The following is a 14,127-nucleotide window of genomic DNA, read 5'->3' on the forward strand; positions in this document are numbered from 1 at the left end:
AAGAATCAGTCCCCGGCGACGAAGAAGGTCCATTGCCCGGCGGGTGTGATGCCGACGCGGTAGAAGATGTAGGCACCGAACTGCTTCATGTCATCGAAGTCGCCCGCGGTGACGATCTTGAACAGCTCAACGCGCTGCTTGGCGTCGAGCTTGTCCAACGGCAGCGCGAAGAAATACGGCCACACATAGAGCTCTTCCGGCGTGCCGGCATCGAGGTGGACGTAGCCGGCATCGAGCACTTCCTCCAGGATGGCCAGGATTTCCTGGCCATCCTGGTCGCCGGAGAGGCCCTTGAGGAAGGCAATGGCGTCGCCGTCTATGTCGGTCAGCGACAATTGCGTCATGCTGTCGCCCTTGCCGATCAAAGGTCGCAGCTTTTCGATGTCGCCGCTCTTGCAGGCTTCGACGATCAGGTTGTGCATGCGCCGCACCGGCTCGGGCAGTTTGTCGAGATCGTAGACGACCTCGGGTATCGGCGTGTCCGGATCGACGCGGGGTCTGGTCACGCCACCGTCGGGTCGGCTGTCGGGCTCGGCCTCGTTCGGCGCAGCCGGTTGGCTGGTCGAAGGCGGCGTACCGACCGGGTCAGGCATCGGCACGGCGCTTCCGGGCGGCGACATGTCGTCGTCGGCCGAAGGCTGGACCGGGGAGGGGAGCTCTTCGCGCTTTATCTCGCTCAGCGCATAGGCGGGGCTGCTCGCGAGGCATGCAACCAAGGGAATCGCGGCACAGCAAGCGGCGAAGCAGATGCAAAGGACCAAGCCACGCGGCTTGCCTGACATCGAAAAAGTCACTGCCCGATTCTCCTTGATTCCGGGCATCATGCCCGAGCGGCATATCGTCAAAGAACCGGACGTCGGTTCAGTGCCGCAGCCGTTCAGGTTCGAAGGCGCCAGCAATCACCTTTTCACGCATACGGTCGAGCAGGGCAAGAGCCGAGGTCTCGCCATTGGCACGCAGCATCTCTCCGAACGCCGTCTCAAGCGCTGCTTCGGCAATGATTTCGGGCTCTATGCCGGCGGAGAGACCTTCCGCCCAGGCTTCGCTGTGGCTTTCCACGGCGGTCAGGCGTTTTTCTTCCCTGACCAGCGCGTCGATGTCGTTGACACCATGTTCCATATGCGACGTCCACCCTTTCAAGCAGCAATCCGTCGATGTGGATCGGGCCTGATCTGTTCATTTCACACGCAGGGTCAAGTAAGTATCTGTAAATACGACATTTTTTTGATCGTCTTTTACAGAGCCCGATTGCCTTGTGCGAAGCTGCATTCAGCTCGGGTCAAACTTAGCCGATTAGGGAGGCCTGCGGGGCGAAAACCTTCAGTTTGAGTTAATTTCACATTTGTGCGGTAACGTTTCGTTAATACTGTTGCAGAAGTGCAACATCAGGATTGCACCAACATATCGTCCGGCACAAGCCGTATATGTCCGCTAGAGCCGGCGGTGGCTCGGATATTTGTTGATGAGCAGTTCGGAATGCCTAGTTTCCGTAACGCGAAGCGATGTCGCGTGACAGCGTCTCGCCTTCCTTCATGTAGCGGCTGATGGCTTCGGTTGCCGAGGCCGTGCACTGCGTATAGGTGCCACCGAAGGAGCGGTAGCCGCGATTGAAGCTGGCGATGAAGCGGGCGCGTCGCTCGGCGTCCGGATTTTCCGAATCGAGCAGCTTCTGCATTTCGACGCGCCACTGATCGCCTTTCTCTCCGCACAAATTGCGCAGGAAATGCAGCGATCCCAGAACCTCGGCCAGCCGCATCAGCCCCGGCTCGAACGGCGACTCGGCGCTGAGCGCCGGCCGCGTCGAGACAGCCGCACTGACGGCAAGACATATGGCGAGGTACACGGATGGACGGTTCATGAGCCTTCCCTGCCGAGCGGCGTAAGCCGTTGTGGCCGCCAAACAGCATAAGCCTTTGTGACGAAACAATTTGTCGCCCGCAAGGCGATTTTCACGGCTGCAGCAGCCCAGCGTTTCCGTCAGGATCCAGCAGTTCCTCGGCGACCGCGAACACCGAGCCGGCGAGCGGCAGCGCCGTCATCTCGTTGAGTGTATAGAAGGCCGCTGTCTCGGCATCGTCGCTGGCCACCGCCTCGCCGCCGGCATAGGCGGCACCGAACACCGTCAGGAGATAGTCGACCGCGTGGTTGTCTTCCCTGCCATCGATATGGATTTCCCGAAGCGGGCGGTAATTGGTGGCCCGCAAGCCGGTCTCCTCCAGCAGTTCGCGCTGTGCCGCATCCTCCAGCGTTTCGCCGGCCTCGACCTTGCCGCCCGGAAAGGCATAGAGCCCTTGTGACGGTTGCCGCGCCCGCTTGACCAGAAGCACGGTTTGGCCACGCACGACGGCCACCGAGACTGCCGGAAGTGTCCTGCGCGCTTCGTTCATGGATTTCCGATCGGGCTCATTGAGGGCAGGACTGTTGTGGACCGCCCAGCATGGGGAAGCTTTAGCGGTTGCGCAACGCCGGTTCCATCGCCACTTTCAAACCGAACCGTTTTAAGGGCACCAACCGACCATGTGCGGACGCTTTGCCTTGACCGCGACGCCGGACCAGACCGCCGCCTTTCTGGGCTTGGCGGAACTGGAGGATTTCCCGGCGCGCTACAACATTGCCCCGACACAGCCGATCCTGATGGCGACCGCCGGCGCCCCGCGGGCACCGGGCTCGAATCTGCCGGACCGGCAGTCGGTGCTGGTGCGCTGGGGGCTCATCCCAACCTGGGTCAAGGACACCAGGGAGTTTCCGCTGCTGTTCAACGCGCGTGCCGAAGGGGCAGCCGAAAAGGCCTCGTTCAAGGCCGCCATGCGCCATCGCCGCGCTCTGGTGCCGGCGTCAGGTTTCTACGAGTGGCGGCAGACCGGCGGCAAGAAGGGACAGCCCTATTGGGTTCGACCCAGGCATGGCGGGTTGGTCGCCTTTGCCGGCCTTGTCGAGACCTATGCCGAGCCTGGTGGTTCGGAAATGGATACTGGCGCCATCTTGACCGCCAACGCCAATGCCGACATCGCCCACATCCACGACCGCATGCCGGTGGTGATCGATCCCAGGGATTTCGCCCGCTGGCTGGATTGCCGCACGCTCGAGCCGCGCGATGTCGCCGACCTGTTGCGGCCGGCGCCAACAGGTTTCTTCGAGGCAATTCCGGTCTCCGACCTTGTCAACAAGGTCGCCAACACCGGACTGGAGATACAGGAGAGGGGCGAGATCGGGCCGGAGCCCGAGAAGGTCAAGCGCCAGAAGCCCGGCGCGGACGACAGTCAGATGACGCTGTTTTAGCAGAGGCTGCTATTTTGAGGCGCATCCAGCGCCATCATGCCCGGCGCCTTTGGCGCCGGCCGAATACTGCTTCAGGCAGCGCGGGGGGAGACGATCTTCTGCGCCGGCTTTTTCTTCTTCGCGGTGTGGAGAAGGGCGGCGACGATCGCCGCCGGGCCGATTGCGCGATAGTGGTTGGCCAGCGCCGGTTGCTTGGCGCGGTTGGATTCCTGCTTGCTGCGAGCCATGTCTCTCTTCCCAGGTAACATTTCAGTGTCTGCGTTTGCTGGCCGAATCCGACCAAATCGTGACGTGTGGTGATCTAACCGGCGAATGTTTCATGACTGTGCCGACATGTTTAATAAAATGTTTCACTGCCTGATTCCGCGTGATCGAACCACGCGTTTGCCAGTCTTCGTGACGTTTTTCTCAGAACCAGCGACTTGACGGCAACACCGGCCAAGGCGATAAAGCCGCCCATGAAAACGTCTTTCGCCATTTGTGGCATTTGCATTATTGGCTAGCCTCGCGCTGGTCCGGACGTTTTCGCCTCATCTTCCCCTAGATTGGACAAACGCCCCGGCCAGCAGGCTGGAGCCCGATTTGCGCCCTCGGCGCAGGCAGGGCTTCATTATCAACGGACCGGGAAGGCACGAATGTCTGACGCATCGAAGGGCCTGCGCCTCTACAACACGCTAACGCGGAGCAAGGAGGATTTCGTCCCGATCGATCCGCGCAATGTGCGCATGTATGTCTGCGGCCCGACGGTCTACGACTTTGCCCATATCGGCAATGCGCGGCCGGTGATCGTCTTCGATGTGCTGTTCCGTTTGCTGCGCCATGTCTACGGCGAAGCGCACGTCACGTATGTGCGCAACATCACAGATGTCGACGACAAGATTAACGCGCGCGCCCTGCGTGATTTCGGCGGCGAGATCGCTTCCGGGGCACTTTCGCTCAACGAGGCAATCCGGCGGGTCACCGAAAAGACCGCCCACCAGTTCCACAGAGATGTGGCGACGCTCGGCTGCCTGGAGCCGACATTCGAGCCGCGCGCCACCGAATTTGTCGAACCCCGCGCTGACGGCAAGGCCGACATGATCACCTTGATTCAAAGCCTGGTCGAACGCGGCCATGCCTATGTCGCGGCAGGCGAAGTGCTGTTCGACACGGCGTCGATGCCGGACTATGGACAATTGTCGAAGCGCAATCTCGACGAGCAGCAGGCCGGCGCTCGCATCGCCGTCGACGCGCACAAGAAGAACCCCGGCGATTTCGTGCTGTGGAAGCTCTCGTCGCCGGAGGAGCCGGGCTGGAATTCTCCTTGGGGCAGGGGCCGGCCGGGCTGGCACATCGAGTGCTCGGCGATGTCGGCCGCCTATCTCGGCGAGGTGTTCGACATCCATGGCGGCGGGCTCGACCTGATCTTCCCGCACCATGAGAACGAGATCGCCCAGTCGCGCTGCGCGCACGGCACCGATGTCATGGCCAACATCTGGATGCACAACGGCTTCCTGCAGGTCGAGGGGCAGAAGATGTCGAAGAGCCTCGGCAATTTCTATTCGATCAACGAACTGCTGGAGACCGAGACTTTTGGGGGCCGCAAATGGCCGGGCGAGGTGCTGCGGCTGGCAATGCTGATGACGCATTATCGCGAGCCGATCGATTTTTCCGTGCGCAAGCTGGAAGAGGCGGAGAATACGCTACGCAAATGGAAAAGGGCGGCGGACCTGGCGCCGGCGGCGGGCCAGTTACCGTCGGAGGTCGTCGATGCCTTGTCGGACGATCTCGCCACCTATGCCGCTTTCCAGGTCCTGACGCAGTTGGCCGGCGAGGCCGCGGACAGCAACGAAGCCGCTGCCGCGCTGAAGGCGTCGCTGCTGTTCCTTGGCTTCGATGTCGCCTCGGCAGAGGTGGATGAGGACAAGGTCGCCAGAATGATCGCCAATCGCCTCGCGCTCATCGCCGTGAAGAACTGGGCCGAGGCCGACCGCATCCGCGACGAACTCTTGGCGCAAGGTGTACAGTTGAAGGACGGCAAGGACCCCGCCACCGGCGAACGCATCACCACCTGGGAGGTAAAAAGATGATCGACCATCTCGGCATCACCGTGGCCGATTTCGACGCTTCGAAGGCTTTCTACGACAAGGCGATGGCGCCGCTGGGGGCAGCACTCCTCTACATGGTGCCGCAGGAATACACCGGCGGCGCCAAGGTTGGCGGCTATGGCCGCGACCGGCCGGTGTTCTGGCTGCACGCCGGCAAGGACAAGCCCAGGGATCACCAGCACGTCGCGTTCACGGCGCGCAGCCGCGCCGAGGTCGATGCTTTCCACGCAGCCGCACTCGCCGCCGGCGGCAAGGACAATGGCGGGCCGGGCCTGCGCCCCCACTATCACCCCAACTACTACGGCGCCTTCGTCTTCGATCCCGATGGCAACAATGTCGAGGCGGTCTGCCATGTGCCGGAGTAAGCGGTCATGAGCCTCGACAACCGGCCGGTCTACACGGGTGGCTGCCAGTGTGGTGCGGTGCGCTTCCGCGTCGAGGGCGCGCTTGGCGATGCTTCGATCTGCCATTGCCGCATGTGCCAGAAGGCGAGCGGTAATTTCTATCTGCCGCTGGTTTCGGTGCGCGGCGCCACGCTCGACTGGACGCGTGGCGAGCCAAAACGCTTCCGCTCCTCCAATGCCGTCTGGCGCGGCTTCTGCGCCGAATGCGGCACGCCGCTGACCTTCGAGGCGCCGGACGGCATGGCGCTTGCGATTGCAGCCTTTGACGATCCGTCAGGCATCGCGCCGACGATCCAGTGGGGCGTCGAGGCCAAGCTTCCTTACGTCGACGGCATTCCCAAACTGCCGTCCGAGGACACGATGGCCGATATCGGATCGGCGCCGTACCTCGCCGAACTCGTCTCATACCAGCATCCCGACTACGACACCGACCAATGGCCGCCGGAGGAAAGACCATGACCGATCAAGCTCGAACCGGCGGCTGCCAGTGCGGTGCCGTGCGTTTCCGCATTCGCGGGGCGCTAGGCCGTCCCTCGATCTGCCATTGCCGCATGTGCCAGAAGCAGTTCGGCTCGTTCTTCGGTGCGCTGGTGACCGTGCCCAAGGATGGCGTCGAATGGACCCATGAAGAGCCGAGCTATTTCCAGTCCTCGGTCAACATTGATCGTGGCTTCTGCGCCCGCTGCGGTACGCCGCTGACCTACCGGCAGCCCGGCGGGCTCGAGATCGCCATCGGCGCGTTCGATGACCGCTCCGATCTCGCTCCACGGATCCAGGTCAACTACGCCGCGCGACTGCCTTGGGTGGAGACGATCTTCGATCAGCCCGTCCACCAGGATCCTGATTATTACGCCCGGCAGGAGCAGATCATCTCCTTCCAGCACCCCGACCATGAAACCGCGGACTGGCCGACCAAGGGTTTGCAACTATGAGCAGTCGATTGCGTACTCTCTATCCCGAGATCGAGGCCTTCGATTCCGGCATGCTCGATGTCGGCGACGGCCATCAGGTCTACTGGGAGCGTTCCGGCACCAAGGGCGCCAAGCCGGCGGTGTTCCTGCATGGCGGGCCGGGCGGCACCATTTCGCCAAAACACCGGCGGCTGTTCGACCCGAAGCTCTACGACGTCATCCTGTTCGACCAGCGCGGCTGCGGGAAATCGACGCCCAATGCATCGCTCGAGGCCAATACGACCTGGCATCTCGTCGCCGACATCGAGCGCTTGCGCGAGATGGCCGGCTTCGACAAATGGCTGGTGTTCGGCGGCTCCTGGGGCTCGACGCTGGCGCTGGCCTATGCCGAAACCCACCCAGATCGCGTCAGCGAACTGGTGGTGCGCGGCATCTACACGCTGACGCGTGCCGAACTCGAGTGGTATTATCAGTTCGGCGTCTCGGAAATGTTCCCGGACAAATGGGAGCGGTTTCTGGCACCGATCCCGCAAGCCGAGCGCGGCGACATGATGGCCGCCTACCGCAAGCGGCTGGTCGGCACAGATCGCAAGGCGCAGATCGAGGCTGCCCGCGCCTGGAGCTTGTGGGAAGGCGAGACGATCACGCTGTTGCCGGAGCCTGAAACCAGCGGTCCGTTCGGTGAGGACGACTATGCCATCGCCTTTGCCCGCATCGAGAACCATTATTTCGTCCATGCCGGCTGGCTGGAAGAAGGGCAGCTGCTGCGCGATGCACACAAGCTTGGGGATATTCCCGGCACCATCGTCCATGGCCGCTACGACATGCCATGTCCGGCGCGCTATGCCTGGGCGCTGCACAAGGCCTGGCCGAAGGCTGACTTCCACCTGATCGAAGGTGCCGGTCACGCCTATTCGGAGCCGGGCATCCTCGACCGGCTGATCCGGGCGACGGACAAGTTTGCGGGCAAATGACCATGACCCGCGAGCGCCTTTATCTCTTCGACACGACTTTGCGCGATGGCCAGCAGACGCCGGGCATCGATTTTTCAGTCGAGGACAAGATCGCCATCGCCAGGCTGCTCGACGAATTCGGCATCGACTATGTCGAGGGCGGCTATCCCGGCGCCAACCCGACCGATACCGCCTTCTTCCAGCAGAAGCGCACGGCGCGCGCCAAGTTCGTTGCCTTCGGCATGACCAAGCGGGCAGGGGTGTCGGCCTCCAACGATCCCGGCCTGGCAGCGCTCGTGCAGTCGAAGTCGGATGCCATTTGCTTCGTCGCCAAGAGCTGGGACTACCATGTCCGCGTCGCGCTCGGTTGCACCAACGAGGAAAACCTAGACGCCATCAAGGCCTCCGTCGAAGCAGCGATTGCTTCCGGCAAGGAGGCATTGGTCGACTGCGAGCATTTCTTCGACGGCTTCAAGGCCAATCCAGACTACGCGCTGGCCTGCGCCAAGACCGCCTATGATGCCGGCGCGCGTTGGGTGGTGCTTTGCGACACCAATGGCGGTACGCAGCCGTCGGAAGTCCGCGCCATCGTCGAGAGGGTCATCGCGTCCGGCATTCCCGGCCGCAATCTCGGCATTCATGCCCATGACGACACCGGCCAGGCAGTCGCAAATTCGCTGGCTGCGGTCGAGGCCGGTGTGCGCCAGATCCAGGGCACGCTGAACGGCATCGGCGAGCGCTGCGGCAATGCCAATCTGATCTCGATCGTACCGACACTGGCGCTGAAGCCGGCTTTTGCGGATCGTTTCGAGACGGGCATTTCGGCCGAGGCGCTGACCGGCGTTTCGCGCCTGTCGCGCGCCTTCGATGAACTGCTGAACCGCGCCCCTGAGGCGCAGGCCCCCTATGTCGGCGCCTCGGCCTTCGCCACCAAGGCCGGCATCCATGCCTCGGCGCTGGCCAAGGAGCCGGCGACCTATGAGCACGTGCCCCCGGAAACGGTTGGCAATCGCCGCCGCGTCATGGTCTCCGACCAGGGCGGCAAGGCCAATTTTCTCGCCGAGCTGAAGCGGCGCGGCATCGACGTGCCGAGGGACGATCATCGGCTTGACGCATTGATCGCGGTCGTCAAGGAGCGCGAGGCCGAAGGCTATGCCTATGAGGGTGCGGATGCTTCCTTCGAACTCCTGGCGCGCAAGATGCTGCACGGCCTGCCGGAATTCTTCCATGTCACGTCATTCCGCTGCATGGTCGAGCGCCGCTTCGACGCCAACGGCCAGCTGAAGACGGTGTCAGAAGCGATCGTGAAAGTGCTGGTCGAGGGCGAGGAGAAGATGTCGGTTGCCGAGGGGCATGGCCCGGTCAACGCACTCGACATCGCACTGCGCAAGGACCTCGGCAAGTACCAGAGCGAGATCGCCGATCTCGAACTCGCCGACTTCAAGGTGCGTATCCTCAATGGCGGCACCGAGGCGATCACCCGCGTGCTGATCGAATCGCATGACGGCACCGGCGCGCGCTGGTGGACGGTCGGCGTTTCCGAGAACATCATCGACGCCTCGTTCCAGGCGCTGATGGACTCCATCGTCTACAAACTGATGAAGAACCGCGAAATGGCTGGGTTGGTGGCGGCGGAGTAGGGTTGAACCATCAGCGAAAGTCCATTGATCCATCAGAAGTTTGCGATGGTCTTGCCAAGGCGGCTGGGCCATAGCCTTGGGCCATGGTCACCGAAACAGCTCACCTCGACGCGGACGCCAAGGCCCATCGCGGCTTCCTGCTGGCGCTGGGCGCCTATCTCCTGTGGGGCACGCTGCCCTTCTACATGAAGGCGGTGGCGCACCTGCCACTTATCGAAGTGATCGCCCATCGCATCGTCTGGTCAGTGCCGATCGCTGCTGCCGTTCTGGTCTGGGCTGGGCGCACGGCGGACTTCAAGGCGGCAATTCGCTCACCGCGCACCATTGCGATGGCGGCGCTGACCGCGGCGCTGATCTCGGTCAACTGGGGCATCTATGTCTGGGCGATCTCCGTCGACCGCACCGTCGAGACCGCGCTCGGCTACTATATCAACCCGCTGGTGGTGGTCGTGGTCGGAGCTGTGCTGCTGGGCGAACGGCTCAACCGGTTGCAAATCGCGGCAGTCGCGCTTGCGGCGGTCGCAGTCACGGTGCTGACGATCGAGGGCGGCAAGCTGCCTTGGGTGTCGCTGGCGCTGGCGTTTTCCTTTGCCGCCTACGGCTTCTTCCGCAAGACGCTGCCGATCGGCCCGAGCCAGGGTTTTCTGCTCGAAGTGCTTTTGCTTTCGGTACCGGCACTTGGCTATATCGGGTACCTGATCGCCTCCGGGCAGGATCATTTCGTCTCCAGCAACGGCACCGATACCGCCCTGCTGATCGGCTGTGGCCCGGTCACGTCGATACCACTGTTGTTGTTCGCCTTCGGCGCCAAGCTGCTGCGCCTCTCGACCATCGGCATCATGCAATACATCGCACCAACCATGGTGTTCCTGATTGCCGTGCTGATCTTCGATGAGCCGTTCGGCACCACCCAGGCCGTCGCCTTTTCGCTGATCTGGGCGGCACTGGCGATCTATTCCTGGTCGATGATGACGACAGCGCGCAGGGCGGCTGCCCGGTAAGGATTTTCGATGTACCTCCTGCATATCGCGAACAAGAATTATTCCTCGTGGTCGCTGCGGCCCTGGGTCTTGATGCGAGAGCTCGATATTCCGTTCGAGGAGCGGCTGGTGCCGTTTCCGACCGGATCGAGCTGGGATCTCTACCGGGCTTTCTCGCCCAGCGGCCGGGTGCCGTGCCTGATCGACGATGGCTGGGCGGTCTGGGATTCGCTTGCCATCGCCGAATATCTGGCGGAGCGCCATCATGGTGTGTGGCCCGTCGAGGCCAAGGCGCGCGCCTGGGCGCGCTCGGCCGCCGCCGAAATGCATTCGAGTTTCACCGTGTTGCGCGGCGCCTGTCCGATGAGTTGCGGCCTGCGCGTCAAACCGTTCCCGATGTCCGATGCGCTGAAGCAGGACCTCTTTCGCCTCGGCGATTTGTGGAACGACGGGCTTGGCCGTTTCGGTGGACCGTTTCTCGCTGGCGCTCATTTCACCGCCGTCGATGCCTTCTTTGCCCCGGTGGCGTTTCGGGCCCAGTCCTATGGGCTCTCTTTCGAGGGAGCTGCCGCCGCCTATCCGGAGCGATTGCTTGCCTTGCCGGCGATGCGCGAATGGTACGCTGCAGGCCTTGCAGAGACTTGGCGTGAGCCCGACCACGAAGCGGAAGTCGCGGCGGCGGGCACCATCGTCGAGGACCTTCGCGCGGTTTGACTGCTACAGCCGGCCGAGGCGCCGGACGAACAGGTAGGTCATGGCAGCGATAACAAGTGATATTGCCGTCACCACCCAGAAACCCATTGGCGTATCGACAAGCGGCAACCCGCCGACATTCATGCCGAACAGGCCGGAAATGATGGTCATCGGCAGCAGCACGGCAGTCATGACAGAGAGAACATAGAGCAACTGGTTCGACTGCATGGTCAGCTTGGCCATCAGCTCGTCCTGCAACAGCCTTGTGCGCGCCTGCAACTGCTCGCCGTCATGATAGAGAGTATGCGCCCGGTGCGAGAGCCTGGCCGCCATGTCGCTGATCAGGTCAGGCAACTCGTCGCGATGCGAATGGTCGAGATGGCGAAACAGGTTCGTGAGTGTCGCCATCTGCCGATGGATCACCACCAACTGTCGGCGTGCCTCGACCAGCGCTTGCCGCTCATTGTGCCATGCATCGCGCACGACGCGGTCCTCGATGCCGTCGAGCATGTCGCCGAGCTTGCCGAGCTCGCTCGACATGCCGTCAAGCGACTGGCCCGTGACCGCCTCGATCAGTTCCGCCGGCGAGCGGAATTTCCGCGACCCATTCTCCACCGCCTTGCGGACGGCGTCGACCGACTCCAGCGGCTGTTTGCGGGCGCCGATCAGCATCGTACCGTTGAAGGCGAAGCGGAAATGAACGAGCCCGCGCGCCTCCGAAAAATCGTGCCTGAGGTCCGGCAGATCGCCATAGAGCCAGCCGTCCTCGTAGTCGATGTGGCAGCCATGACTGGGGGCAAGGATTGCCTCGCGCACCGGCCTCGGCATAGCCTTTTCGGCGCCGATCTCCTGACGGGCGTGCAAGTCGGTGATCTGATAACTGCGCCATGTCCATCGCGCCTGCGCGGGGTCCTTGGTTCGCACGCCTTCGGCGGTGAAATGGTAGATGAAGAACAACCCATGCTCGTCGGGCAGGTAAGGCGAAAGGTCGGTGCCTTCCGGGGCGAGAGCAATGTTCATGGGCGCCGTGCCAGATGCAGGTTTCGAACATGGCGCCGCATGGCGACCGCCTGACCGCGATTTCTAGCACGGGTGAAGCCGGTTTCGTGTGACGGTTTCTTGACAGCCGATCACAGTCAGTCGAACAGCATGCGAGTGGCGCCGCCATGCGCCGCCACTCGCCTTTTTGTCGCTCAGCGCTTCGGGCCGAAGCCTGGATAGGGGTTGAGCGGCACGATCGCGGCAATGTCCATCATGCCGGCCTTGACCAGCGGCAGAGTGCCGAGGTGGCCGCGCACGTCGGCATCGCTGCCGGCCTCGAACATCATGCCGCTGCCGGGAATGTCGCCGCGATTCCACACCTGGCGCACCGCGCCTTCGGCGTAGAGCGTGCGACGCTGTTCGGCTTCGCCAGGCAGGAGCGGTGCGAAATCGGCGTCGCTGTACTTGTCGGTGTTGCGGGTGAGAAGGGCAAAGAACTGCATGGCGGTCTCCTTTTGTTGAGGTGGCCGACTATCGCTTTTGGCTGGTCAGACTGTCCAAGACTGATTAGGATAAAATTGAGACCTCACAGGGCTGAACCCTCGGAGAGAAAATGTTCGACTTGCGGCAGCTCCGCTATTTCGTCACCGTCGCCGAAACCGGCAATGTCGGTCGCGCCGCTGAAATCCTCCATATTTCGCAATCGCCGCTCAGCCGGCAGATCATGCAGCTCGAGGAGCAGCTCGGCGTCGCTCTGTTTGAAAGGGCGAAGCAACGGGTCCATCTCAACGCCGAGGGCCGCGCCTTCCTCGCTGAGGCCCGCGCGCTCTTGTCCAATGCGCGACGGCTGGAGGAGTTCGGTCGCGACCTGGCCAGCGGCGCCGTCGGCCGTCTCGCCATCGGCTATGTCGAAGGGGCCGTGCATGCCGGGCTTGTCGCCGGGATGCTGCGCCAGTTCCGTCGCGACCGGCCGGATTTTCATCTCCAGCTGCGCAGCCTGCGTTCGGCGGCGCAGTTGGAGGGGCTGCGGCAGCGGTCGCTGGACCTGGGCTTTGTCTACTCGCCGCCCGCTGACGATGATCCGGATATCACGGCCATGGCCCTGCGGCGTGAGCCGCTGGTGCTGGCCATCCCCGAGGATGATCCGCTTGCCTTGTTGTCGGACATCAGGCCGCACCACCTCGACGGCCGCACCTGGATCACCGTCGTGCGCCAGCCCGACGATACCAACCGTGGCCAGTTCCTCGCAGCCTGCGCCAAGGCCGGCTTTCTCCCCGACATCGCCTATGAGACAGCGGACCCGCTGACTTCGCTCGGCCTGGTCAGCGCCGGCCTTGGCCTGGCAACGGTGCAGTCCAGCCTGCGTGCCGCCGCACCGCCACGGATCGTGTTTCGCGACCTGCCATGGTTCGAACGCACGGTTTCGATCCATCTCGCCTGGCGGCGCCATGACCGCCGCGCGGCGATCGCCGGCTTGCGGCGGCAAGCAGCAGACAATCGAGCCCCGCAGCCAGATCCGGCTTAGAGCTTGTCGATCACCGACTGCATGCCCTCGGTCGGCGCGTCGACAGACGAGCCGGCCACCATGATGGCGGCGACGATCGCCTCGGGGTCATCGACCACCAGCGGCTTGACCCGCTGTGCGGTATGGATAAAGCCCTCGGAAGTCATGTGGTCGAGCAAAGCCAGCATCGGATCCCAGAATCCCCCGACATTGCCGAAGACGATCGGTTTGCGATGATGGCCAAGCTGCGCCCAAGTCATGATCTCGACGATCTCCTCGACCGTGCCGATGCCGCCCGGCAGCGCCACAAAGGCGTCGGATTTCTCGAACATTCTGTGTTTGCGCTGGTGCATGTTGTCGGTGATCACGAGTTCATCGAGCCGATCAAGCGCGCTTTCGGTTGCTTCCCTGTTGATCAGGAAGCGCGGAATGATGCCCGTCACCTTGCCGCCGGCCTTGAGCGCGCCTTCGGCGACGGCGCCCATGATGCCTTTGGTGCCGCCGCCATAGATCAGCCTGAGGCCGGCTCGCGCAATCGAGCGCCCGAGCAGGTGTCCGGCCTTGGCGTAGATTTCATCGCGGCCCGGAGACGAGCCGCAGTAGACGCAGACGGATCGAATCGTGTTCATGCCGATGATTGGTGATTGTGTCTGAAAGCGTGGTCAAGCCCAGGGCGGGCTTTTTCTTGTCGGCCT

Annotated in this window: 18 protein-coding genes; 10 read left to right on the forward strand and 8 right to left on the reverse strand. The window is 62.9% G+C overall.

Features of this window, described 5'->3' with window-relative positions; translation table 11 throughout:
* Positions 1-5: 5 nt before the first annotated feature.
* The 4 genes from BLS48_RS09670 to BLS48_RS09685 form a co-directional block, all read right to left on the reverse strand.
* Positions 6-794 carry a flagellar basal body L-ring protein FlgH gene (locus tag BLS48_RS09670; protein ID WP_167365016.1) on the reverse strand — a complete coding sequence of 263 codons (789 nt, stop codon included), beginning with the start codon at positions 792-794 and terminating at the stop codon, positions 6-8.
* A 67-nt stretch (positions 795-861) separates the two neighbouring features.
* Positions 862-1,119, reverse strand: a complete 258-nt coding sequence (locus tag BLS48_RS09675) for a hypothetical protein (protein WP_008874920.1) — start codon at positions 1,117-1,119, stop codon at positions 862-864.
* Positions 1,120-1,480: 361 nt separating this feature from the next.
* Entirely contained in the window at positions 1,481-1,858 is a 378-nt protein-coding gene (locus BLS48_RS09680; protein ID WP_091577137.1) for a TIGR02301 family protein, read from the reverse strand.
* 91 nt (positions 1,859-1,949) lie between these two features.
* Positions 1,950-2,387: an NUDIX hydrolase gene (locus BLS48_RS09685; protein WP_091577138.1), complete on the reverse strand. Its 438-nt coding sequence runs from the start codon at positions 2,385-2,387 to the stop codon at positions 1,950-1,952.
* 130 nt (positions 2,388-2,517) lie between these two features.
* Here BLS48_RS09685 and BLS48_RS09690 point away from each other — a divergent pair, with 130 nt between their 5' ends.
* Positions 2,518-3,279: an SOS response-associated peptidase gene (locus tag BLS48_RS09690; RefSeq protein ID WP_091577140.1), complete on the forward strand. Its 762-nt coding sequence runs from the start codon at positions 2,518-2,520 to the stop codon at positions 3,277-3,279.
* A 71-nt stretch (positions 3,280-3,350) separates the two neighbouring features.
* Here the strand turns inward: BLS48_RS09690 and BLS48_RS09695 are convergent, their stop codons facing one another.
* The gene (locus BLS48_RS09695; RefSeq protein ID WP_091577141.1) at positions 3,351-3,506 is read right to left on the reverse strand and encodes a hypothetical protein; all 156 of its coding nucleotides are present in this window, start codon (positions 3,504-3,506) and stop codon (positions 3,351-3,353) included.
* A 408-nt stretch (positions 3,507-3,914) separates the two neighbouring features.
* On the opposite strand from BLS48_RS09695, the gene cysS reads away from it, so the two are divergent.
* The 8 genes from cysS (at position 3,915) to BLS48_RS09735 (ending at position 10,968) form a co-directional block, all read left to right on the forward strand.
* Entirely contained in the window at positions 3,915-5,348 is a 1,434-nt protein-coding gene (gene cysS / locus BLS48_RS09700) for a cysteine--tRNA ligase (RefSeq protein WP_091577143.1), read from the forward strand.
* Positions 5,345-5,731, forward strand: a complete 387-nt coding sequence (locus tag BLS48_RS09705) for a VOC family protein (RefSeq protein WP_091577144.1) — start codon at positions 5,345-5,347, stop codon at positions 5,729-5,731. The genes cysS and BLS48_RS09705 overlap by 4 nt, the downstream gene beginning before the upstream one ends.
* A gap of 6 nt (positions 5,732-5,737) precedes the next feature.
* Entirely contained in the window at positions 5,738-6,229 is a 492-nt protein-coding gene (locus BLS48_RS09710; RefSeq protein ID WP_091577146.1) for a GFA family protein, read from the forward strand.
* A complete protein-coding gene (locus BLS48_RS09715; protein WP_091577566.1) occupies positions 6,226-6,702 on the forward strand; it encodes a GFA family protein in 477 nt (158 codons plus the stop codon). Before BLS48_RS09710 ends, BLS48_RS09715 begins: the two co-directional genes overlap by 4 nt.
* Entirely contained in the window at positions 6,699-7,655 is a 957-nt protein-coding gene (gene pip, locus BLS48_RS09720; protein ID WP_091577147.1) for a prolyl aminopeptidase, read from the forward strand. Before BLS48_RS09715 ends, pip begins: the two co-directional genes overlap by 4 nt.
* The gene (gene cimA, locus BLS48_RS09725; protein ID WP_208604603.1) at positions 7,652-9,274 is read left to right on the forward strand and encodes a citramalate synthase; all 1,623 of its coding nucleotides are present in this window, start codon (positions 7,652-7,654) and stop codon (positions 9,272-9,274) included. The genes pip and cimA overlap by 4 nt, the downstream gene beginning before the upstream one ends.
* An 83-nt stretch (positions 9,275-9,357) precedes the next feature.
* A complete protein-coding gene (rarD, locus tag BLS48_RS09730) occupies positions 9,358-10,275 on the forward strand; it encodes an EamA family transporter RarD (protein ID WP_091577151.1) in 918 nt (305 codons plus the stop codon).
* A gap of 9 nt (positions 10,276-10,284) precedes the next feature.
* The gene (locus BLS48_RS09735; RefSeq protein ID WP_091577152.1) at positions 10,285-10,968 is read left to right on the forward strand and encodes a glutathione S-transferase family protein; all 684 of its coding nucleotides are present in this window, start codon (positions 10,285-10,287) and stop codon (positions 10,966-10,968) included.
* A 3-nt stretch (positions 10,969-10,971) separates the two neighbouring features.
* Here BLS48_RS09735 and BLS48_RS09740 read toward each other — a convergent pair whose 3' ends face one another.
* Together BLS48_RS09740 and BLS48_RS09745 are read right to left on the reverse strand one after the other, a co-directional pair.
* On the reverse strand, positions 10,972-11,967 hold the full coding sequence (locus tag BLS48_RS09740) for a transporter (RefSeq protein WP_091577154.1): 996 nt from the start codon (positions 11,965-11,967) through the stop codon (positions 10,972-10,974).
* Positions 11,968-12,140: 173 nt separating this feature from the next.
* Positions 12,141-12,431: a hypothetical protein gene (locus BLS48_RS09745; RefSeq protein ID WP_091577156.1), complete on the reverse strand. Its 291-nt coding sequence runs from the start codon at positions 12,429-12,431 to the stop codon at positions 12,141-12,143.
* Between the two features lie 110 nt (positions 12,432-12,541).
* Between BLS48_RS09745 and BLS48_RS09750 the strand changes: the two genes are divergently transcribed.
* Positions 12,542-13,453 (forward strand): LysR substrate-binding domain-containing protein, encoded by a 912-nt coding sequence (locus BLS48_RS09750; protein WP_091577157.1) that lies wholly within the window; start codon positions 12,542-12,544, stop codon positions 13,451-13,453.
* Here the strand turns inward: BLS48_RS09750 and BLS48_RS09755 are convergent.
* A complete protein-coding gene (locus BLS48_RS09755; protein WP_091577158.1) occupies positions 13,450-14,061 on the reverse strand; it encodes an LOG family protein in 612 nt (203 codons plus the stop codon). The two genes, BLS48_RS09750 and BLS48_RS09755, sit on opposite strands and share 4 nt — an antisense overlap.
* Between the last annotated feature and the right edge of the window lie 66 nt (positions 14,062-14,127).

This window comes from Mesorhizobium qingshengii, assembly GCF_900103325.1.
Classification (GTDB): domain Bacteria; phylum Pseudomonadota; class Alphaproteobacteria; order Rhizobiales; family Rhizobiaceae; genus Mesorhizobium; species Mesorhizobium qingshengii.

Excerpts from the sequence above, each read along its gene's own strand:
- BLS48_RS09675 (WP_008874920.1), bottom strand. The coding sequence starts at position 1,119 with ATGGAACATGGTGTCAACGACATCGACGCGCTGGTCAGGGAAGAAAAA.
- BLS48_RS09680 (WP_091577137.1), bottom strand. The coding sequence starts at position 1,858 with ATGAACCGTCCATCCGTGTACCTCGCCATATGTCTTGCCGTCAGTGCG.
- BLS48_RS09685 (WP_091577138.1), bottom strand. The coding sequence starts at position 2,387 with ATGAACGAAGCGCGCAGGACACTTCCGGCAGTCTCGGTGGCCGTCGTG.
- BLS48_RS09690 (WP_091577140.1), top strand. The coding sequence starts at position 2,518 with ATGTGCGGACGCTTTGCCTTGACCGCGACGCCGGACCAGACCGCCGCC.
- BLS48_RS09695 (WP_091577141.1), bottom strand. The coding sequence starts at position 3,506 with ATGGCTCGCAGCAAGCAGGAATCCAACCGCGCCAAGCAACCGGCGCTG.
- cysS (WP_091577143.1), top strand. The coding sequence starts at position 3,915 with ATGTCTGACGCATCGAAGGGCCTGCGCCTCTACAACACGCTAACGCGG.
- BLS48_RS09705 (WP_091577144.1), top strand. The coding sequence starts at position 5,345 with ATGATCGACCATCTCGGCATCACCGTGGCCGATTTCGACGCTTCGAAG.
- BLS48_RS09710 (WP_091577146.1), top strand. The coding sequence starts at position 5,738 with ATGAGCCTCGACAACCGGCCGGTCTACACGGGTGGCTGCCAGTGTGGT.
- BLS48_RS09715 (WP_091577566.1), top strand. The coding sequence starts at position 6,226 with ATGACCGATCAAGCTCGAACCGGCGGCTGCCAGTGCGGTGCCGTGCGT.
- pip (WP_091577147.1), top strand. The coding sequence starts at position 6,699 with ATGAGCAGTCGATTGCGTACTCTCTATCCCGAGATCGAGGCCTTCGAT.
- cimA (WP_208604603.1), top strand. The coding sequence starts at position 7,652 with ATGACCATGACCCGCGAGCGCCTTTATCTCTTCGACACGACTTTGCGC.
- rarD (WP_091577151.1), top strand. The coding sequence starts at position 9,358 with ATGGTCACCGAAACAGCTCACCTCGACGCGGACGCCAAGGCCCATCGC.
- BLS48_RS09735 (WP_091577152.1), top strand. The coding sequence starts at position 10,285 with ATGTACCTCCTGCATATCGCGAACAAGAATTATTCCTCGTGGTCGCTG.
- BLS48_RS09740 (WP_091577154.1), bottom strand. The coding sequence starts at position 11,967 with ATGAACATTGCTCTCGCCCCGGAAGGCACCGACCTTTCGCCTTACCTG.
- BLS48_RS09745 (WP_091577156.1), bottom strand. The coding sequence starts at position 12,431 with ATGCAGTTCTTTGCCCTTCTCACCCGCAACACCGACAAGTACAGCGAC.
- BLS48_RS09750 (WP_091577157.1), top strand. The coding sequence starts at position 12,542 with ATGTTCGACTTGCGGCAGCTCCGCTATTTCGTCACCGTCGCCGAAACC.
- BLS48_RS09755 (WP_091577158.1), bottom strand. The coding sequence starts at position 14,061 with ATGAACACGATTCGATCCGTCTGCGTCTACTGCGGCTCGTCTCCGGGC.